The sequence below is a fragment of the Streptomyces sp. NPDC058231 genome (assembly GCF_042882275.1).
GTDB lineage: Bacteria > Actinomycetota > Actinomycetes > Streptomycetales > Streptomycetaceae > Streptomyces.
In genome coordinates, this window is record NZ_JBHVWN010000004.1 from 38,732 (window position 1) to 58,331 (window position 19,600).

The 19,600-nt window shown below is 68.4% G+C and carries 19 protein-coding genes, 3 pseudogenes and 1 riboswitch; of the genes and pseudogenes, 7 read left to right on the forward strand and 15 right to left on the reverse strand.

The genetic code is table 11. The features are described 5' to 3' along the window. Positions 1 to 114 precede the first annotated feature (114 nt). Positions 115 to 354 (forward strand): annotated as a pseudogene (locus tag ACFVXE_RS04050) (alpha/beta hydrolase); the annotation flags it as partial. Positions 355 to 379: 25 nt separating this feature from the next. Here the strand turns inward: ACFVXE_RS04050 and ACFVXE_RS04055 are convergent. Beyond that, positions 380 to 1,549 carry a YihY/virulence factor BrkB family protein gene (locus ACFVXE_RS04055; RefSeq protein WP_389668960.1) on the reverse strand — a complete coding sequence of 390 codons (1,170 nt, stop codon included), beginning with the start codon at positions 1,547 to 1,549 and terminating at the stop codon, positions 380 to 382. 167 nt (positions 1,550 to 1,716) lie between these two features. On the opposite strand from ACFVXE_RS04055, the gene ACFVXE_RS04060 reads away from it, so the two are divergent. The 3 genes from ACFVXE_RS04060 (at position 1,717) to ACFVXE_RS04070 (ending at position 4,477) form a co-directional block, all read left to right on the forward strand. Further along, positions 1,717 to 1,845, forward strand: a complete 129-nt coding sequence (locus ACFVXE_RS04060; RefSeq protein ID WP_389668962.1) for a hypothetical protein — start codon at positions 1,717 to 1,719, stop codon at positions 1,843 to 1,845. A 78-nt stretch (positions 1,846 to 1,923) separates the two neighbouring features. Beyond that, positions 1,924 to 2,823 (forward strand): GNAT family N-acetyltransferase, encoded by a 900-nt coding sequence (locus ACFVXE_RS04065; RefSeq protein WP_389668964.1) that lies wholly within the window; start codon positions 1,924 to 1,926, stop codon positions 2,821 to 2,823. A gap of 418 nt (positions 2,824 to 3,241) precedes the next feature. Continuing rightward, the gene (locus tag ACFVXE_RS04070; RefSeq protein WP_389668965.1) at positions 3,242 to 4,477 is read left to right on the forward strand and encodes an MFS transporter; all 1,236 of its coding nucleotides are present in this window, start codon (positions 3,242 to 3,244) and stop codon (positions 4,475 to 4,477) included. Positions 4,478 to 4,653: 176 nt separating this feature from the next. On the opposite strand, the gene ACFVXE_RS04075 is transcribed toward ACFVXE_RS04070, so the two are convergent. The 7 genes and pseudogenes from ACFVXE_RS04075 to ACFVXE_RS04105 all read right to left on the reverse strand — a co-directional run bounded on the left by ACFVXE_RS04075 (position 4,654) and on the right by ACFVXE_RS04105 (position 10,677). Beyond that, the gene (locus ACFVXE_RS04075) at positions 4,654 to 5,781 is read right to left on the reverse strand and encodes an LLM class flavin-dependent oxidoreductase (RefSeq protein ID WP_389668967.1); all 1,128 of its coding nucleotides are present in this window, start codon (positions 5,779 to 5,781) and stop codon (positions 4,654 to 4,656) included. Positions 5,782 to 5,996: 215 nt separating this feature from the next. Continuing rightward, positions 5,997 to 6,236: pseudogene (locus tag ACFVXE_RS04080) on the reverse strand (LLM class flavin-dependent oxidoreductase); the annotation flags it as partial. Next, positions 6,233 to 7,609: an NtaA/DmoA family FMN-dependent monooxygenase gene (locus ACFVXE_RS04085; protein WP_389668968.1), complete on the reverse strand. Its 1,377-nt coding sequence runs from the start codon at positions 7,607 to 7,609 to the stop codon at positions 6,233 to 6,235. The gene ACFVXE_RS04085 and the pseudogene ACFVXE_RS04080, both read right to left, overlap by 4 nt. A 19-nt stretch (positions 7,610 to 7,628) precedes the next feature. Further along, positions 7,629 to 8,858: an LLM class flavin-dependent oxidoreductase gene (locus tag ACFVXE_RS04090; protein WP_389668970.1), complete on the reverse strand. Its 1,230-nt coding sequence runs from the start codon at positions 8,856 to 8,858 to the stop codon at positions 7,629 to 7,631. A gap of 73 nt (positions 8,859 to 8,931) precedes the next feature. After that, complete coding sequence (locus ACFVXE_RS04095) at positions 8,932 to 9,048, reverse strand: putative leader peptide (protein WP_389668972.1); 117 nt, start codon at positions 9,046 to 9,048, stop codon at positions 8,932 to 8,934. 47 nt (positions 9,049 to 9,095) lie between these two features. Next, positions 9,096 to 9,208: riboswitch (SAM riboswitch) on the reverse strand. A gap of 298 nt (positions 9,209 to 9,506) precedes the next feature. Continuing rightward, entirely contained in the window at positions 9,507 to 10,385 is an 879-nt protein-coding gene (locus ACFVXE_RS04100; protein WP_389668974.1) for a glutathione S-transferase C-terminal domain-containing protein, read from the reverse strand. A gap of 172 nt (positions 10,386 to 10,557) precedes the next feature. Continuing rightward, entirely contained in the window at positions 10,558 to 10,677 is a 120-nt protein-coding gene (locus tag ACFVXE_RS04105; RefSeq protein WP_389668976.1) for a putative leader peptide, read from the reverse strand. An 84-nt stretch (positions 10,678 to 10,761) separates the two neighbouring features. Here ACFVXE_RS04105 and ACFVXE_RS04110 point away from each other — a divergent pair, with 84 nt between their 5' ends. After that, positions 10,762 to 10,944, forward strand: coding sequence for a hypothetical protein (locus tag ACFVXE_RS04110; protein ID WP_389668978.1), 183 nt, complete (start codon positions 10,762 to 10,764; stop codon positions 10,942 to 10,944). 56 nt (positions 10,945 to 11,000) lie between these two features. Here ACFVXE_RS04110 and ACFVXE_RS04115 read toward each other — a convergent pair whose 3' ends face one another. The 4 genes and pseudogenes from ACFVXE_RS04115 to ACFVXE_RS04130 form a co-directional block, all read right to left on the reverse strand. After that, the gene (locus ACFVXE_RS04115) at positions 11,001 to 11,738 is read right to left on the reverse strand and encodes a maleylpyruvate isomerase family mycothiol-dependent enzyme (protein ID WP_389668980.1); all 738 of its coding nucleotides are present in this window, start codon (positions 11,736 to 11,738) and stop codon (positions 11,001 to 11,003) included. 158 nt (positions 11,739 to 11,896) lie between these two features. Next, a pseudogene (locus ACFVXE_RS04120) lies at positions 11,897 to 12,655 on the reverse strand (transposase); the annotation flags it as partial. Positions 12,656 to 12,811: 156 nt separating this feature from the next. Then, positions 12,812 to 13,204 (reverse strand): hypothetical protein, encoded by a 393-nt coding sequence (locus ACFVXE_RS04125; RefSeq protein ID WP_389668982.1) that lies wholly within the window; start codon positions 13,202 to 13,204, stop codon positions 12,812 to 12,814. A gap of 28 nt (positions 13,205 to 13,232) precedes the next feature. Then, positions 13,233 to 13,460: a hypothetical protein gene (locus ACFVXE_RS04130; protein ID WP_389668984.1), complete on the reverse strand. Its 228-nt coding sequence runs from the start codon at positions 13,458 to 13,460 to the stop codon at positions 13,233 to 13,235. 270 nt (positions 13,461 to 13,730) lie between these two features. Between ACFVXE_RS04130 and ACFVXE_RS04135 the strand changes: the two genes are divergently transcribed. After that, complete coding sequence (locus ACFVXE_RS04135) at positions 13,731 to 14,135, forward strand: hypothetical protein (RefSeq protein ID WP_356160185.1); 405 nt, start codon at positions 13,731 to 13,733, stop codon at positions 14,133 to 14,135. 8 nt (positions 14,136 to 14,143) lie between these two features. On the opposite strand, the gene ACFVXE_RS04140 is transcribed toward ACFVXE_RS04135, so the two are convergent. After that, positions 14,144 to 15,003, reverse strand: a protein-coding gene (locus ACFVXE_RS04140) for an IS5 family transposase (protein ID WP_389668986.1) whose coding sequence is annotated in 2 segments (ribosomal slippage) — positions 14,144 to 14,661 and positions 14,661 to 15,003 — 861 coding nt in all. Because the reading frame shifts where the segments join, the coding sequence is not laid out codon by codon here. Between the two features lie 196 nt (positions 15,004 to 15,199). Here ACFVXE_RS04140 and ACFVXE_RS04145 point away from each other — a divergent pair. Continuing rightward, entirely contained in the window at positions 15,200 to 16,855 is a 1,656-nt protein-coding gene (locus tag ACFVXE_RS04145) for a beta-1,3-glucanase family protein (protein ID WP_389668988.1), read from the forward strand. A 302-nt stretch (positions 16,856 to 17,157) separates the two neighbouring features. Here the strand turns inward: ACFVXE_RS04145 and ACFVXE_RS04150 are convergent, their stop codons facing one another. Further along, positions 17,158 to 19,032, reverse strand: coding sequence for a CocE/NonD family hydrolase (locus ACFVXE_RS04150; protein WP_389668990.1), 1,875 nt, complete (start codon positions 19,030 to 19,032; stop codon positions 17,158 to 17,160). A gap of 306 nt (positions 19,033 to 19,338) precedes the next feature. After that, on the reverse strand, positions 19,339 to 19,500 hold the full coding sequence (locus tag ACFVXE_RS04155) for a hypothetical protein (RefSeq protein ID WP_389668992.1): 162 nt from the start codon (positions 19,498 to 19,500) through the stop codon (positions 19,339 to 19,341). Positions 19,501 to 19,600 lie beyond the last annotated feature (100 nt).

Below are 19,600 nucleotides of genomic sequence, written 5' to 3' on the forward strand. Positions count from 1 at the left end.
GGGGACCCCGGATGGAGTCCCGCCCGGTCTGCAAGGACGTGCCGCGTGGATGTGCTGAGCAGGAACCATGTGACGGTGACCGGCCGGCCCGGCGGCCCCTGGTGATGCTGGCGCATCGACGAGCTGCTGGATGCGAACTATCTGGGCTGGTCGGGTGCCATGGCCCCGGCGATCATGGGCAATCCTGAGCGCCCGGAACTGGGCGAGGAGCTGACCAACAGCTTCTGCCGCACCGATCCGGAGATCGCCCGGGTCTTCGCCCGGGTGACGTTCCTCTCCGACAACCGTCAGGATCTCGCGAAGGTGACCGTTCCCGCCCTGGTCGCGCAATGCCGTGCTCGGCGTGCACCGCCGGGCCGAACGTAAGCGCCGGTTGTCGTCAGAGCTTGCGGGTGTCGCGGGGTTCGGCGTAAGGCTCTTCATCCGAGGGGTGACCGCTGTCGATAGCACGTCCACGTTCGAGTTCGGCATTGAACTCCAACCCGAGCAGGATCGCGATGTTGGTGAGCCACAGCCAGATCAGCGCGACGATCGGCGTGGCAAAGGCACCGTAGGTCTTGTTGTAGCTGCTGAAGTTGGCGACGTAGAGAGCGAACAGCGCGGAGACGACAAGCCAGATGACCACGGCCAGAACACCGCCGGGCATCACTCGCCGGACTCGGCACTTGACGTTGGGGGCAGCCCAGTACAGCAGCATGACGATCAGAACGACCAGGAGCAGCATGACGGGCCACTTTGCGATGTTCCACACGGTCACCGCTGTGTCACCCAGCCCCAGGAACGACCCCATTTTCTTGGCCAGGGGGCCGGTGAAAATGACGCCGACCGCGGTAAGGGCCAGGAGGATCACCACCGCCGCGGTGATGCCGAGGCGGACCGGCAGCGTTTTCCAGACCGGTCGGCCCTCGCCGATGTCGTAGACGATGTTGGATGCCCGCATGAACGCGGCGACGTAGCCGGAGGCCGACCACAGCGCCAGGAGGATACCGATGATCAACGCGAGCAGGGCTTTGCCCTGGCTGCCTTTCAGTTGCTCCAGCATGGTGGTGAGGATGTCGCGCACGGACCCGGGCGCGCTGGAGAGGTTCTTGATCAGTGTGTCGATGGTGGAAGGGCCAAGCAGACCCAGAATGGACACCAGAGCCAGCAGGGCCGGGAAGATCGCCAGGACTCCGTAATAGGTCAGGGCAGCCGCCCAGTCCGTGAGGTTGTCCTCCTTGAACTCCCGAAGTGTGCGCTTCACTGCGCCCTTGGACGAACCATCTTCCGCGACACCTTTCCGGGAAGGAGGTTCGGCATTACCGCTGTCGCGACCCCTACCGTCGTCGGGCGGCCGACCCGCGCCACCACCGCTGGCGTTACGGCGCCCGTCACCGCCACCACCGTGGCCGGCGCCGCTGACCTCATGGTGTTCATGGTCCGGACCACCGGAGGGGGACATTGCCACATGGACTCCTTCGTCGAGCGCCAGCGATCGACGACAGCCAACGCGCACAGTCACACCTTGCTTGGCATGCGACCCCACTGCCTCCAGCAGATGCTCAGGCATGCTGCCCGCCGAAGCGGTTGAGGGGCCGCCTGCCCATCACACCCGTCGAGCCGTGTGCCGGCGACTGGATGGCGCCCATCTGGACCAGCCGACCCCGTTTTCCCGTTCGCGGTCCTGCAAGAGACCTGCTGGCCTCCGAGCCCGACGGCGAGCAGGAGCAACTCGCCATGACACCCCTCGTGCAGGTACTGCAGGCGGGCGAAGAAGCGTCAGGAGACGGCGTCCGGCCGGTCACGAAGGCAAGCGCACTCCACGATGGGGAGCGCGAGGTCGAGCGGCTCGGCAACCGTGGGTGAGGGCCTCTTCGAACTGTCGGTCGACGCGGAGCCGTTCGAGGGTGGCGGTGAAGAAGATTCTCTGACTAGAGTCAGAGAATGGATGCGATGCAGATCTCCCAGGTGCGGCGGTTCAACCGCACCGTCACCGAACGCGTGGGCGTGCTCCACGACCACTACCTCGGCAGCGACCGGCCCATCGGTGAGGCCCGGCTGCTGTGGGAGATCGGCGAGCAGGGGAAGGACGTACGGCGGCTGCGCAAGCGCCTCGGGCTCGACTCCGGGTATGTCAGTCGGCTGCTGCGCTCCCTGCAGTCCAAGGGCCTGGTGACGGTGGAGCCGCAGCCCCGGGACAGGCGGGTGCGCACTGTCCGCCTCACCGAGGCGGGCCACGCGGAGCGTGCCCTGCTCGACGGCCGCAGCGACGAGCTGGCCGGCTCCCTGCTGGAGCCGCTCAACACCGCCCAGCGCTCCCGGCTGGTGGCCGCCATGGCCGAGGTCGACCGGCTGCTGACCGCCGCGACGGTCACGCTGGATGCCGTCGACCCCGACCATCCCGACGGCGAGCTATGCCTGCGGTCCTACTTCACCGAGTTGCAGGTGCGCTTCGAGACCGGCTTCGATCCCGCGCGGAGTCTGCTGCCCGACGCGGGCGAACTCCGGCCGCCGCACGGGCTGTTCCTGGTTGCCCGGCTGCACGGCGAGCCCGTTGGCTGCGCCGGTCTGAAGCTACCGCCCGGCGCCCCGGCCGAGGTCAAGCGCATGTGGGTCGCACCCCACGCCCGAAGGCTCGGCCTCGCCCGCCGGTTCCTGACCGAGCTGGAGGCACAGGCTGCCCTGGAGGGCCACGACGTACTGCGGCTCGATACCAACAAAGCTCTCAGTGCCGCGATCGGCCTCTATCTCTCCTACGGCTTCCAGGAGGTCACCGCCTTCAACGACGAGCCGTACGCCCACCACTGGTTCGAGAAGCGGATCACCACAGCGTCGTCGGACTGAGGGTTCCGACGAACCCGCTGGGTTGTCCACGGTCCATCCATCTGGAACGAGCCGCCCTCGACCACCAGGTCCACCGTCAACGGACCCTTGCCGGGCAACCCCACCTGCCGGCACCGCCGGAGCGAGGGCTTCGACCGGGACGACTTCCACATCGACTTCGACGGTCGACAAGTCACCTGTCCCCAGGGCCAGGTCAGCAGGGGCCGGCACGACCCGCACCCGACCACCTCACGCACCGTCGCCCCGTTGATCCTGGCGCGGTTCGCCAAGGGCATTGCCGGCCCTACCGGTTCGTACCCGCTGCGCGTCGAGATCCCGGCGCAGCCGATGCCGACTCCGGCAAGCCTCTTGCTATTGCAAGTAATATGCAACAAGCTTGACGGGTCCTTACCGCCTGCTTGTGACGTGGAGCCTTGTCATGCCCCACCTGATGCCGGACACCGGACCACAGCGCGTCCTCGCGGCCTCGAACTTCGTCTATACCGTCGGCAGCGGCCTGTATCTGACCGCCGGGGTGCTGTATTTCACGGAGGCGGTTCACCTTCCGGCAGGCCAGGTGGGGCTCGGACTCGGCATCGCCGGTCTCGTCGCTCTGATCCTGGGCGTCGCGGTCGGTCATCTGGCGGACAGATACGGAGCACGCGGCGTCTACGCCACCACCCTTGTGGTCCAGGCTCTGGCCACGGCCGGCTTCGTGTGGGTGAACAGCTTCTGGCCGTTCGTTCTCGTGGTCACCGCGGCGGCCGGAGCCAAGGCGGCCGGAACAGCCGCACGCGCTCCGCTCATCAGGCACTACGGAGGCAACCGGCCGCAGGAGTTCCGCGCCTATCTCCGCGCGGTGACCAACGTCGGCATCTCCCTCGGTGCCGTGGGAGCGGGGTCAGTCGTTCAGGTGGGTACGCTCACCGCCTATCAGCTCATGGTCATCGGCAACGCGATCGCCTTCGTGGTCTCCGCGGCGCTCCTCATCTCCCTGCCGCCGGTCACGCCCCTCGCGACCACCGGCGGCCCTCGCCGGATCGCTCTCACAGACCGCCCCTACCTGCTGCTCACCGCACTCGACGGGATCATGGCCATCCAGTTCAAGGTGCTCACCGTAGCCATCCCGCTCTGGCTGGTCGGTGCCACTACCGCCCCGCACTGGCTCATTTCAGGCACCATGCTCACCGGCACCGTCATCGTCGTCGCGTTCCAGGTGCGAGCCAGCCGCAACGTCGATTCCCCCGCAGCCGGCGGAAACGCCTACCGCCGAGCAGGCATGGCCTTTCTCGTCTCCTGTGCACTGATCTCCCTGTCCGGCGGCATACCCGCATGGGCCGCCGCAGCGCTGCTCCTCACCGCAGTAGTGATCCACACCGTCGGCGAGCTGTGGCACTCCGCCGCCGGCTTCGAGGTGTCCTTCGCTCTCGCGCCACAGCACGCCACCGGCCAGTACCTCGGCGCATTCGGCCTGGGCGCCGGACTGGCCGAGGCCCTCGGACCGGCGCTGCTCATTTCGCTGTGCATCACCTGGGGCCGACCCGGGTGGTATGTCATGGCAGCACTGTTCGCCCTGACGGGTCTGGCAGCACCACCCGCTGTCCGCTGGGCACAACACCACCAGCGTGCCGGGCAGAGGCAGACTGCCTCCATGGAAAGGACACAAGCCGCCTGATCAGCCCGCCGAGGCGGTCCGGCACCCTGGCGGAACAGCATCCTGGCGCACTCAGGGACAACTCAGCCGGCCCTTCCCCCACCCGCAGTGCCTGTGTACCTCCACGGACCACGCCCGGGGCATGCACGTGGATGTGGGTGCGGCAACGCATCAGGGATCGGTGGCCACGGACAGGCTCACCGGCGTCGCCACTCCTCGGCCAGCAATTCGTAGGAACGCACCCGGTCGGCGTGGCCATGGGTGATGGTGGTGACGAGCAACTCATCTGCGCCAGTGGCTTCCTGGAGTTTTTCGAGCTGGTCGGCCACGCGCCCAGGACATCCGACGAACTGGGTGTCGACTCGGTCCGCGACCAGGTCCCGGTCCGCGTCGGTCCACAGGTGGGCTCCGGCCTGTTCGGGGGTGGGGTACTCGATGGCGCCCTCGGCGGTGCGGATGCTGCGGACCCAGGGACCGTAGCCGGTGGCGAGTTCGCGGGCGGCCTCGTCGTCCTCGGCGACGACGACATCGGCGGAAACGCTGACGTACGGCCTGTCGAGTACCTCGGACGGCTGGAACGCGGCGCGGTACCCCTCGGCCGCCTCCAGTACGGTGGCCGGGCTGACGTGGTAGTTCGCGGCGAAGCGCAGACCGTTGCGGCCTGCGACGTCGGCGCTCTGTCCGCCACTGCTGCCCAGGATCCACACCTGCACATCGGCGCCCTCGCCGGGGACGGCGTGCGCCTCGATGCCGTCCCCGGACCGGTACGTACCCCTCAGCAGCGCGAGGATGTCGTCGACCTGCTCGCCGTAGTCCTGTGGCCGGGCACCGGATTGATGCAGCAACTGTTGCTGGAGAGCGATCCGGGGTGAGCCGAGCAGGCGCTCGAAGGAGAACTTCGGCGGGATTCTCAGCCCGTTGGGGGCTCGTCCGTCCACGATGGGAATCGAGGTCGGCGAGGACTTCCCGGAGCGCCCGGCGGGACGTCCGCCTGAGCGGCCGAGCCCCAGGTCGAGCCGCCCGGGGTGCAGGGCGTCGATCAGGCCGAACTCCTCCACGGTGGACAGGGCGGTGCGATGGCCGAGCTGTACGGCCCCGGAGCCGAGCCTGATCGTCGAGGTCGCGGAGGCGGTCAGGGCCAGCATCACAGCCGGTGAAGTGCCTGCAACACCGGGGTTGAGGTGGTGTTCGGCGAACCAGTAGCGGGCGTAACCGAACCGCTCGGCCTGCCGGGCCAGGTCGATGGTGTTGCGCAGCGCCTCGGCAGCGGTGGAACCGGACGAGATCGGGACGAGATCGAGGACCCCGAGGGGGATGCGGGACACGGCCGGGTTTCTCCTCAGTGCTCGGCGGCAAGGGCAGCGGACACAGGTATGGACTGGTTCGTTCCCTCGACCGTGGTGTGTGCAGAGCCGTACTCGGCGAGCACCGGCCCCCAGGCCAACGACGGGTCGGGGATGTCCGGTCGCAGCACGGGGGCGATGTCGGACCGGAAGAGTTCGAGCGAATCACGGTGCCGGGCATCGGTGAGACCACCCGCGACTGCGGTGAACAGCCGGCTCCGGGAGGTGAGCGCTGCGACATGGCTGAGCACGACCGGCGGTGAGGAGGAGATGAACGGCCGCTCGTGCCGCTCCCCCACGCCGAAGCCGTCGAATCCCAACTCCTCGGCGTGCAAGGCGTTGTCGATGACTTCTCGGAAGCGCCCATCGGTCGGCTTCTGCACAGCGGTCACCGGGTGCGGGGCATGCACGATCAGGGTGACGGCCAGAAACTTCATGAAGCCACCCGCTGACCCGGCGCGTCGGCGTCGGGGTGGGCCAGGCCGAGGTGGTCGCGCAGGGTCGTGCCCTCGTACTCTGTACGGAACACGCCGCGCTCCTGCAGCAGCGGGACCACGGTGTCGGCGAAGACGTCCAGTCCGCCAGGGGTGATGTGCGGAGCAAGGATGAAGCCGTCACTGGCGTCGGCCTGTACGAAGGAGTTGATGGACTCGGCGACCGTGGCCGGGGAACCGATGAAAGCCTGACGATTGCCGGTCTCGATGACCAGGTCGCGGATCGACCACTTGTTGGCGGCCGCGCGCTCCCGCCATTCCCGGGCGATCGCCAGGGGGTCGCGGTACATACGCACCTGGGCGCGGCCGCGGGCGATGGTGTGCTCACCGAGGTCCGGTTCGATGTCGGGAGGCGGGCCGTCCGGGTCGTACGCGGACAGGTCGCGGTTCCAGACGAACTCCAGGTGCTTGATCGCGGTGGAGCCGCTGACCTGCTGGCGGCGCACCTCACGGGCTTCCTCCTGCGCCTCGGCGTCCGTGTCGCCGAGGACGAAGGTGGCGGCGGGCAGGATCAGCAACTGGTCGTGGGTGCGGCCGTGGCGGGCGAGGCGGCCCTTGACGTCCGTGTAGAACACCTGGCCTTCCCTGAGGGTGCTGTACCGACTGAAGATGGCGTCGGCGCCGGCGGCCGCGAACTCGCGTCCTTCGTCGGAGTCACCGGCCTGGAAGATCACCGGTCGGCCCTGCGGACTGCGCGGGACGTTGAACTGCCCCTCGATGTCGAAGTGTTGTCCCTTGTGCACAAAGGCTCCGGCCTGTGCGTCCCTGAGGAAGGTACCGGTCTGCTGGTCGGCGACGATCTCGTCACCACGCCACGAGTCGAACAGTTCGTTCGCGGTGGCCAGGAATTCCTTGGCGCGGGAGTAACGCTCCTCCTGCGGGAGGAAGCCGCCGCGGCGGAAGTTCTCTCCGGTGAAGGCATCCCATGAAGTGACAACGTTCCATGCTGCGCGCCCGCCCGAGAGATGATCGAGGCCGGCGAACTGGCGGGCCACCTCGTAGGGCTCGTTGAAGGTGGAGTTGATGGTGCCGGTCAGGCCGAGGTGTTCGGTGACGGCGGCGAGTGCGGACAGCACGGTGAAGGTGTCGGGGCGTCCCACCACGTCCAAGTCGTAGATCTGACCTCCTTGTTCGCGCAGCCGCAGCCCCTCGGCGAGGAACAGGAAGTCGAACTTTGCGCGTTCGGCGGTGCGCGCAAAGTGCGCGAAGGAGCTGAACTCGATGTGGCTGCCGGCCTCGGGGGCACTCCACACGGTGGTGTTGTTCACGCCGGGGAAGTGGGCCGCGAGATGTATCTGCTTGAGCGGCTTGCTCATGGTCGGTGTTCCCTCCGGCTCAGACGGATGCGTAGCGGTTGGCGGGGTGGGAGAGACCGAGCAGCCCGCGCAGGGTGTCGGCCTCGTAGACGCGCCGGAAGGCGTCGCGGCGCTGCAGTTCGGGCACCAGGCCGCGGGTGATCGCCTGGAGGTCGTGGCCGATCACGGCGGGGCGCAGCCTGAAACCGGACAGCCCGGCCCGCTGCCACTCCAGGAGCAGGTCCGCCAACTGCGCGGGGGTGCCGGTGAACACCTTCGCGTCACTGGTGTACTCATAGCCCGCGAGGCCGTCCAATCGGTCCCGGCGGGCCGCTGCCGCTGCGGGGTCGTCGTCGAGGAACACAACCAGTTCGCCGAAGACGTACAGGGGCTCCCCCGCACGCCCCGCCGTGGCCTGTTCGGCCCTGATCTCGTCGATGATGGCGCGGGCCTGGCCGGCGTCGTGCGGGGTGACGTACCCGATATCGGCCGAGCGTGCGATCAGCCGGTACGGAACGGTCTCGTGCCCCAGCGCGCTGACGACCGGCTGCCCCTGAGGTGGCCGGGGCGTGATGGAGGGACCCTTGACGCTGAAGTGCCGGCCCTCGAAGTCGATGTAGTGCAGCTTGTCGCGGTCGATGAAGCGGCCGGTGGCGACGTCCCGGATCTCCGAGTCGTCCTCCCAGCTGTCCCACAGACGGCGGACCACCTCGACGTAGTCGGCGGCCTCATCGAAGAGTTCGGTGATTGCGTCCTGGACTTCCGGTGCGTAGGCCTCTCCGAAGCGGATGCGCGGGATCGTACGGCGGCCGAAGTGAGCCGCCTCGTTCTGCCGCCCCGACACCTGGACCCGCAGGCCCGCGCGACCGGAACTGACATAGTCCAGTGTGGCGATCGCCTTGGAGATGTGGAACGGCTCCGTGTGGGTGGCGACCACGGTCGGTACGAGCCCGATGTGCCGGGTCAGCGGGGCCACGCGCGCGGCGATGAGCACCGCGTCCAGCCGCCCACGCACCTGGTCGGTACGCCCGTCGGGCTCTGTGAAGTGCGAGGACTGGAGCCCGAGCCCGTCCTCGATCGTCACGAAGTCGAGCAGACCCTGCTCGGCCTCGGTGATGATGTCGGACCAGTACGTCGCGGAGAACAGGTCCCGGGGCCGGGCCCCCGGCTCGCGCCAAGCGGCCGGGTGCCAGCCTGCGCCGTCGAGAGCGACGGCGAGGTGAAGCGCGGAGGATGAGGAAGAAGAGGACAGCGAAGAAGATGAGGACACGAAAGGGCGCCTTCCTGATTGACCGTATGTGATCGCCGAGCCTCGTCGGAAAGGTTCGGCGGCAGGGAACGGGTCAGGAACAACAGAGCGCGCCGGCCACACGCTGCAGGTCGATGTGGGTCCGGGAGTACAGGTGGAGACGCCGTCGCTGGGCAAGAACCCTGACAGGCAGGCAGGACACGGGTGGCATGACCGTCACCTCCGCCCTCCGTCTCGGCGGACCCGGGGGCCTCGCCCACTTCGCGCTTGCGGAACCCGGACGGGCTCCGCCTGGTCGTCATCTGGAGCACCCCGCCGCGCAGGAGGGTTGCCGGTCAGCAAGCCAGGGCTTGACGCTGACACTCATGACCGCCCCGAAGGCTACGCGGGGCACCTGCTCCGCGCAACGCCCGGAAATCATGGTCATGCTCACATCGCCACGACGCATAACAGCAGTGCTGCGCCATCTGTTCCATCCGACCGTACCGAGTGCGCGCCAACTGAAAGTTCGTACGGTGGCGCAGGATGGACGAGCGAGGTGCCCCCCACCGCGGTACAGGTCGTGGGGCCGGGTGCACGACCTGTACCGCGGTGGGGGCAGTCCGCGCCGCCCCGGACAGCGTGTCCACGGACGGCTCCAGCCGGCACGGCCCGTCCGGCAGACCTCACTCAGTCGGGCTGCTCCCCGGCCGTCGCGGCCTCCTTCGGTGCGTATGCCGCCGCCCAGTCCACGATCTGCACGGCCGCACCCGCGGACTCCAGGCCCTGGCAGTGTGCGTCGTGCCTACGGTCAATGCCGTCCAGGTCGAGGTGGGAGCCGAAGGCGGGGAGCGATGCCAGGCGCCGTGCGTAGGCCCACAGCCGCGGGTGGCCGGCGATGCGGTGCACTGCGGCAGCGTCCAGGTGGCGCCGGTGCACGGTGTCCAGTTGCAGCAGGGTCACCCACACCTGCACATCGGCCGTGGTCAGTTCACCGCCCAGCACGTACTCCTGGAAGGCGAGCAACTCCTCCAGCGAGTCCAGTGCGCTGATCAAGGTGGAGAGAGCGGTGTCACGTGTAGTGCCGTCGACGCCTGGCTGCCCGGCGCGCTGTGCGGCTTCGTTGATGTCCCGCTCGCAGAGGTGTCCGATGGTTTCGATCCCCTTTTCGGTGCCGAACGGCTGGAGTGAAGGGCCACGGCCGCGGAGGTGCCGAGCGAGGTCGTGGAGGATGTCGGGGGTATGCGTGCTGACGATCCGCCCCGTCCAGCCATCGCTGAGCACAGGCGCCGCAGCCGGTCCGGGGTGCTGGTGCGAACTGGCCTCGTACAGGGGGCGCAGCGCGGCGTGGCTCCCATCGGGACCGTCGGGCACCGACGGCAACAGCGTCACGGGGAGGATGTCGTCGAGGCAGAGCAGGCTGTGGGTGACGGCGATCTGCAAACAGTACGGGCAGGACAAGGTGAGGTGGAGCCGGTAGCGGTGCGGTGCGGCGTAGTAGCCGCTGCGTGTGTCACAGCCGATCCTTCCGCGGAAGGAGGGGGTGGCTGTCGAGGGTACGGCGAGCATGCGTCTCCCTGGGTCCTGGTTGCGGTACGCGGGTTGTGGGGGCAGGTCTGGTGCGTCGGATTCGGGCACGCAGACATGCGGAGGGCGTGGGGCGCGGCGACGTCGGCGCGCGACCATCCACAGAGGGAGGAGAAGTCGGATGGAGTGCGGGGGCGAGGCCGCTGCCTCCGCCTCAGCCGAGAGGACTTGCCGCGCTGCAGACGCGCAGCAGATCGATGTGGCGACGGGAAGTCAGCAACGGCAGCTGGAGCGCGCAGACCACACAGACCGTTTCCACCTCTGAACGCCCCATGGTCTCCTGCCCGTTCGCTCGCGCTCCACCCTGGAGTGTCGAACTGCTTGCGCACCTCGTCAAGAGTGCTCCTTGCCTCCACCCGTGCAGGGCCTGTGTCGCAAGGGGTATCGCCCGTCCTCGGCCGCCGCGCAGGCGACAGGCGGCGGAAGCGACCAGTGGGACAGCATCCTGCCCGCCTCCGCCGTGCTGGTGAAATGGCGGCTCGATGAGGACGCGCCGACGGGCTACTGGATACCGAACCTGCCGCCGACACCGTCGGAGTAATTGTCAAGAGTTGTGGATCCGCTGATCTGCGGTGGCGTTCGGCCCGCGGCCGACGATCAGTAGAGGAATGGTGGTTCGGGTAGTGCCGCGCCGTCCTGCACGGTCAGGTCAGCGCCCTGGGAACGTCCCATCAGCCAGGCCAGAAGTGAACTTTCCGGGCCGTGGACCACTGGTGCCGGCCGCGCGGTGCTGATGTCGTACCAGGTGTCGGTGGCGGCGGCGTGCAACCTCATGGCAGGGGCGTCGGCGCGTGCGCTGAACGACGCGACCACCCGGCCCAGCATCGCGTGGACGAAGTCGGCCGGCCACCGCGCAGGCGTGTACCCGGCGTCCAGATCGACGTGGTGGACCAGCACCTCGCACAGCCGGGAATCGGCGGCCCGTGCCGCGGGACGCTCCTGACCCCGCGTCCAGCGAACCGTCCGATTCCACGCCGCGGTCGTCATCCACCGGTACTCCGCCGCGAACTGGGCGGCACTGTCGCGCAGGTCGGCCACGAGTGCATTGGCGCCGCGACCCGCTCCCCTCTCGATCTGCTCCTCCCGGGCCGCCACGCTCGGATACTCCGGCGTCTCCACTCCGGTCCGGGCCCAGATCAGCAGATGGCGGCCGCCATCGGCGTTGCGGGCCAGATGGGTCAGGACATGCCCGCGTGACCAGTTCGGCAGCAGCGACGGGGCGCGCACGTCGGCGTCGGTGAACCGGGCTGCCGTCCGAAGGAGGTGCTCGGTCGCAGCATCGATCTGCTCGAGGACGGCCGCGGGGTCGAAGCCCGCGTCGGCATCGGTCGTCACGCTGCCACTGCCTCGGGCCGCTCGACCGACAGACCGCGTTCGAACCGGGCACCGGCGCGGACCAACGGGACCAGATGGGCGCCGTTGACGGCTCGCCGGCGAGCTTGCGCGGCCCCGCCACCACGCGTGACCGTCGCAGCTGCGGGCCCACGGCCGGCGACCTCACGCAGAGCCTTCCAGAACCCGAGTGCGTCGTCGCCGACGGCCATGACCGGGGCGCGCATGCGCCGGCGGGCGCAGTCGCGCAGCAGGCCGGCCCACGCCTCGGTCGACGCGCGGTAACCGTCGGCCATGGCCACCAGCTCCTTGGTGCCGTCGGCGCGCACGCCGAGCACGACCAGGACGGCGGCCTTGGCCTGTTCCAGGCCTATCAGCAGGTGGATGCCGTCGACCCAAATATAGACGTAGTGGGTCTGGGACAGGTCGCGGTCCTGGAACGCGGCGTGGTCGTCCTGCCGCTGAGCCGTCAGCCGGGTGACCGTGGCCGGGGACAGACCGGCGGAGCTGCCCAGAAACTGCTCCATCGCGGGCACGAAGTCACCGGATGACAGGCCGCGCAGGTGGAGCAGGGGCAGCACCTCGGCGATCTCCGGGGAATTGCGGCACTACGGCGGAAGGCTCGCCAAGGAGAACCGCCGTCGCTCTCCCGGCGTGTCGTCCACGCGCTTGTCATTCATTCAGGGTGCCCGGACCTCGGCCGATCCAGCCGAGGTGGTGACCTTGCGGGGCTGGCGGTGGCCATTGCGAACGACGAGACGAAGGCCGCGCTCGTCGCGCTCATCGGCCAACTCGGCGATTCAGGCATCGACTTCCGCCTCAAGGGCTGCGTCGAGCATCCGTCGTGCGCCCGCGCGGACGATGTCGTCGATCAGGGAGCCCTCTCGCGTGGAGGCGTCGCTATTCACGACGGTGAGCACGGACGTGCCTTCCCGACCGGCGCTCGTGACGCCGGCCTACTCGTTGACCATCACAGGATCAATCGGGAAGGAACGCCCTCCGCACGCCTTCCGGGGCTGATCCATAGGTCCTGAGCACTGCTCACTTGTGCGGCGGCCGCATAGGCCGAGGACCGATCAAGCCGGACGTTGCACCCAGGGAGCCAGACGTTCCCCGACTGCCAGATTCTCGCGCCAGTACCGGAAGACGGTTCCCTGGACGATGTCGAGCTGCCCGGCCGCGACCAGGCCGGAGGCGAGAATCGGCCCGCCCGCATCGGCCTCGAAGGCAATTAGTACGGGAGGCGTCTCACCGATCTGCCGGGTAATGAGTCGGACCTCGTCAGGGGTCGGCGTACGAAACACCGGGTCCCGGAAGGCGGCCGGGCACGTGACGAAGACCGGGTCGCTGAACACCAGCTCCAGTCCGTGGGCGTACGAGATGTCGTGCCCGGCGCCCAGACGCAACTGCCCGGGGTCCCAGGCGACAATGTCCCAGTCCCACCATGACCCTTCGGGAAGCTCAATCACGGCTCGTTGCCCACCCTGGAGCGCACCGTCAATCGGGAATCACCGAGCCAAGCTCACGCAGTCGCGGAAGGCAGACCTCCAGGCGAGCGTCCAGAGAGACGGCGTCCGTGCGAACCAGGCGATCATCCCGAAACGGAACCCCGCTCGCGACGAAGGTCCAGGGCTTCGTCGCATCGCGCATGCGCTCGGCGTCGACCTTGAACAACACCGTCACACCCTGCTCTGCCAACGACTCCATGACGCGCGCTACGTCCATCGCATCCCCACCCCCTGCCTGAAATCGAACGGCCAGAAGGCTACACCGGCCTCTCACGACCCCGGCTCGGCCGCTTGCCATACCGCTGCCGCGAGGGCAGCCGCGGCGGGAGCCCGCACCGCCGTCGGACAGCACGAATTGACTCCGTGGATCGTCAGCCCTAGAGCGTGTCTCCTTGTTCGTGAACTGGTGCCAACTGCACTGACTGGTCGAGAAGTCAGACGACGTGAGGGAACTGCTCGGATACGGTCGCTTTGGAGGTGGAAGCTCGTGTCCTGGCCGTCTGTGATCGTTCTTGCCCCGGTGGAGCAACGTCCGTTGCTTGAGGGGCTTATCCGTTCCTTTGATCTCGTGCCGGACGCTGCGACGGGTGACGAGCGGCTCCACTGGCACGGGTACTCGTACCACCTCGACCTCTCAGGCAGGATCCTGGCGGACTACGAGCCGGACGAGCTTGAGGAGGTGAGATCCCAGATCGGTGAGCCATATGGGGTCTATGTCTCGTGCGAGTCCATGGACGCGGCCCGAGCCTTCCTCCGTCGCGTTCTCGATGGGTTCGACGGTCTTATCGACACCAACCACTACGAAATCCTGCCGGCGCATGAGTTCCTCACGCTGTTGGACCATCACCCGGGATGGGACTGGCGTCGCCGACCAAGCGCGGACCTGCGGTAGTACGTCTTTCACCTGCGGGCCCAGATGAGGATGGAAGCGAGGTGAAGTGCGGCCTGGTAGGCGATGGCGAGCTTGTCCGTTCGCATGGCGAGGCCGCGCCACTGCTTCAGTCGGTTGATGCACCGTTCGACGGTATTCCGCTGCTTGTAAGCCTCGGCATCGAAAGCGGGTGGGCGGCCTCCGGCACGGCCTCGCCGCAGACGGTGGCGGACCTGGTCGGAGGGCTGAGGGATCACTGCGCGGATTCCGCGCCGGCGGAGATGCCATCGGATCGCGCGGGACGAGTACGCGCGGTCTGCCAGGACGGTGTCCGGCCGGGTCCGTGGTCTTCCCGGCCCGCCTCGCGAAATACGGATGCCGGCCATGACGGCCTCGAAGGCCGGCGCGTCACCTGCCTGGCCCGCAGTGACATGCAGAGCTAAGGGGCGAGCGTAACTGTCGCTGCCAAGGTGGACCTTCGTGCTCAGGCCGCCGCGGGAGCGTCCGAGCGCATGGTCCTCAGGTTCGGCTCGATCTGGAGCCCCTTTTTCCTGGCTCCGGCGGCGTGCTGGTGGGCTCGGCAGACGGTGGAGTCCACCGACACCGTCCAGCCGATGTCGTCAGCACCCGCGGCCGCTGCCAGAAGGGCGGCAAGGACCCGTGCCCAGGTGCCGTCAACGGCCCACCTGAGCAGCCGTTTATGAGCAGTCTGGAATGAGCCCAGCTCGTCCGGCAAGTCCCGCCAGGGCGAGCCGGTGCGGTACTTCCACGCGATGGCCTCCAGGGTTCGGCGGTGGTTGGCCCATCGCCGACCGCGGACCGGATCAGCCGGCATCAACGGCTCGATCCGGCCCCACATCGCATCAGTGATCACCCACCGGACAGACATATCTGATCAACCGGCGAGCAGATCAAGGAGACACGCTCTAGAGAGGTCGGCGCAGATGCTGCGGTTGGCTGGGCGCCGCCCTGATTCCGCACATCCCTTGACCCTCATTGGTCCAGCCCAATAGCGTCACGATGCCTTAAGGCAACACCCGTACCCCGTCACATAATTGACGGGCCGTCATGCCTTGGGAGGGCCAGTGGTTTCCCGACGTTCCTTCCTCACCGCGGCCGGCGCGACCGCCGCTGCCGCTACCGTCCTCTCCCCGCTGTCGCCGTTCGCCTCCAAGGCGACGGCAGCGGGCGTCTCGCTCCCGGTGTCGCTCCAGAACAACTCCGGCAGCAACACCGTGTACGCATACATCTCCGGTACGGACAGCAGTGGCTGGCCGGTGTTCGTCTCCGCGAACGGCACCCTGAACCGGTTACCGAACCCCTCGTCTGCGGTGACCCCGATCGCCGACTACTCCATCGCCCTGGGCGCTTCGGGCTCGGCAGCGACCAAGGTGACCCTGCCCGACTACATCATCGGCGGCCGGGTCTGGTTCTCGATCGGCCAGAAGCTCAAGTTCTTCGTCAACCCGGGCACGGTGCCCGGCGTGGTCCAGCCGGCGCTGGTCAGCTCCGACCCCAACTGGGCCACGAACTGGACGTTCTGCGAGTTCACCTTCAACAGCGCCAATCTCTACGCCAACATCTCCTACGTCGACATGGTCGCCCTGCCGGTCTCCATGTCCAGCACCGGCAGCGCCGGCAACCAGACGGTCAGCCCGCTGCCCAGCGGCGCTCTCGCGTCCATAGCCTCGGGTCTGAAGTCCCAGCACGCCAGGGACGGCGCACCCTGGGACAAGCTGGTGATCGACGACTCCTCCGGCGGAGTGCTGCGGGTGCTGTCGCCCTCGCACGCCCCGGTGGACTTCGGCAACTACTGGGACGACTACCTGAACCGCGTGTGGAGCCGGTACTCCTCCGCCCCGCTGACCGTGAACGGCCAGGGCAGCATCGGTTCGTACACCGGCACCGTCTCGGGTGGCGCCATCGTCTTCTCCGGCCTGAACACCAACGGCGTCCCGTTCACCAAGCCCAGCGCCGCCGACATCTTCGGCTGCGCCTCCGGGCCGCTCTACAACTCCGGCGCCGACGCGCGCGGCGCGATCGCGGCCCGACTGGCCGCCGCGCTCAACCGCAGCAGCCTGCTGGTCTCCGGCGGGAACAACCAACCCGACGGGGTGTCCGCGTCGCAGTACTACACGGACGCCATCACCAATCACTACGCCCGGCTCGTCCACCAGTACGCGAGCATCGGCTACGCCTTCCCGTACGACGACGTCGGCCCCACCGGCTCCGCCCCCGTCGATGGCCACATCCAGGACGGCGCCCCCACGTCGTGGACCATCTCCCTCGGGGCGGGCGCGAGTTCGGGCTCGGGAGGCTCGGGCACCGGCACCAGTGCCTACAGCACCATCCAGGCCGAGTCCTACTCGTCCCAGAGCGGCACCACGACGGAGAGCTGCTCCGACTCCGGCGGCGGCCAAGACGTCGGGTACATCGCCAATGGTGACTGGCTCAAGTTCTCCTCGTTGGACTTCGGTTCGGCCTCGCCGAACCAATTCCAGGCCCGGATCGCCTCGGGCGCCGCCTCGGGAGTGAGCGGCGCCATCCAGGTGCGCCTGGACAGCACCACCGGTACGAAGATCGCCGAGATCGACTTCGCCAACAACGGCGGCTGGCAAGCCTGGCAGACAGTCCCCGCCAACATCGTCGCCTCCGCAACCGGAGTGCACGACGTCTATCTGGTCTTCCCGGGCAGCAGTTCGGACTTCGTCAACGTCAACTGGTTCACCTTCATCCACTGACACAGTCCACCGGGCCGGTGGAACGCATCTGCGCGTTCCACCGGTCCACGGGCCCAGGACCCCGCAGGCGGGGACAGCGTAGGAGGGTCGGAGCTTACGCACTGGTGAACCCGCAGGTCAGTCGTCCTTCTTCACCGGATCCAGAATCGCCGCACACTCCACGCGATGCGTCATCGGAATCAGGTCACGGAAGGCGAGTGTCGTCATGAGACGACCCGTACCTGAGTCGTTCGGCCCGGTCCGGCACGGCGGGCGGGGGCTTCGAGCCGTGCCCCGCCCGCCGTGCCGGTCTCCGTCTCAGCTCAGTGGGAGCGTCCGGGCGGCAGCCGGAACGAATTCTCCACCGAAGGGAGTTGCACCGTGTACTGGCGCAGGTAGGTGTCCAGGAACGGCGAGCGGGCACCGGCCGTCGCGATGTCGTTCGCAGGGTCGTCCAGTGCCAGTGCGAGCCGGGCGTCCTTCACCTTGATCGTCTCGCCCGAGGGCGTGTCCCGCCACGAGCCCGTCTGGATGGATCCGATCTCCACGGCCAGGACGTGTCCGGCCGCCAGCGTCCAGTCAGTGGCCTTGAGGTCGACGGTCAGCCGGCCCGTATCCACCAGGGACACCTGCTCGTCGAACATGACGGCCTTGCCGTCCGGGGCGACGTCGTACAGCTTCACCATGACGTTGCCCTCGCCCTTCGCGGCCAGGGAGACCCGCGGGGTGCCGGTGACGCGGACCGCCCGGGTGACCGGTTCGGACCGGACGAAGAAACTGGACGTCACCTCGCCCGCGGCCTGAAGCCCGGCCGCGTCGGCGGCCAGCGTCTTCGGTGCGGCCGGGTCCAGGGAGGGGGCGTTCTCCAGGTCCCACTCGCCGGACGGCTGCGCGGAGGACCGCAGCGTCGGGCCGCCGCCCTCGGCCGCCACCCCGTTTGCCGACGCGCCCCCGTCGTCCACGTACGCACCGCTGCCGAGCGCGACGTTCACCGTCCGGGACTCTCCGGGCCAGGTGCGCTGGGCGCGCCAGGCGCCGGTGGAGTCCTCCACGGAGTAGACCGGGTACGAGACCGTGGGCCACTTGCCCTTGAGGTACTGGTCGTAGAAGGAGAGGGTCTCGTCGTACCACCCTTCGCGGCCCATGGCGAGGCGGCCGTCGGAGGTACGGTCGCCGCCGCGGACGTGTTCCCACTGGCCGAGCCAGCCTCGCTCGGGGCCCTTGTGGTTGTCGAGGTACTCCTCCATCTCCTCGGGCTTGGTGTTGTTCTCGATGAAGCCCTGGGTGACGAAGAGCGGGGTGTCGGTGCCCTTGGCCTTCCTTGCCAGGTCGCGGGCGGTCCAGTAGCGGCTCTGCTGATCAGTCGTCAGGTAGCCTGCGGCATTCTGGGTGAGGCACTCCGGATGGGTCTGCTCATAGGCAGCATTGGCCCGGTACCGGGCGTCGTCGTCCGCCAACGCATCCAGTGTGGCTATGGAGTTGTAGGCGTTGGCGGTACCGGTGACGTTGGGGCGGGGCACCCCGTTGGAGTAGATGTACTGGTACATGTCCCAGACCGGTTCCTGTGCGACGACCGCCTTCAGCGCACGCTGGTCGAGGTCGTTGCCGATGAGGCCGGTGGCAGCGTCGTAGGACTTTCCGTACATGCCGACGGCGCCGGTGGACCACGGCCGGTCCGCCGCCCAGTCGATGGCCGCCCGCACGTCCGCCTGTTCACCGGGGCCCGCCCAGTCGAGGCAGCCGGTGGATCCGCCGAAGCCGCGCAGGTCCACCATGACGAAGGCGTAACCGTGGGCGAACAGGTCCGTGCCCTCGATGAAGTCCTGGAAGCGGGACGAGGGACCGGTGTGGCTCCAGCCCTCGAGGTCGGTCTGCCCGGAGTGCCCGAAATAGGGGCCGACCGACAGGATGACGGGTACACGCGCACCCTTCGGCAGCCCTTCGGGCAGCAGGACGTCGGCGTGCAGTTCGGTGCCGGAGCGGTCCGACGAGGGGAAGTACTGCTGTGTCCAGACGGCGCCCTCGGGGACGCGGTCGTTCTCCTCGTGGGTGACGGGATCAAATGCAGCGGTGGCGCCGGCGACTGCGGCCGGCTCCGCCGCGACGGCGGGTGTGACGGGGCCGGCGAGGGCGCCGGTCAGGACGAGGGTGGTGACGAGGACCGAGGCAGCCAGGGCTGCCGCGCGACGTGCTCTCACATGCTCCTCCGGTGGGGTGGTGAGCGATGGTGCAGGTGGTGCCGATCACTGTCGGCCCCCGTCCCCGCCGAGGGTGCGTCACGGAGCGCGGCACACGTCCACAATCGGTCGCGGACACGTCAATGAGCCGACGGCGAGCGAGCCTATGATCACCGCGTTCAGGGATCAACGCCTCTGTGTGTACGTCTTGTTACCGATGCGCGAGCGAGCGGGCGCAGAACGGCGCCGCGGCGCGCACCGCGGAGCCGGGCCTGAGCCGAAACGGCGCTTGCTCGGCGGGCGGACCGAACGTGACCGCGCAGGCGCCTACTTGCCCTCCAGGTCCCCCGCCGGACCCTCCTGCGTGAGCGGGTAGTGGTCGGACAGCCGGCCGCCCTCATCGATCCGGCGGCAGGCAAGCTCCTGGTGGGCCGGCGCGTCCTCGGCCGGCGGAACCGCGTTCTCCTGCAGGACCGCGACGTTCGACATCCCTTTTCTGCTGGCCGCCGAGCGGTCCGGGTACCCCGATGAGTGCGCATGATGCACGCGCAACTCGTCCTGGTGTGCTGCCTAGTTGGCGCCGGTGGGT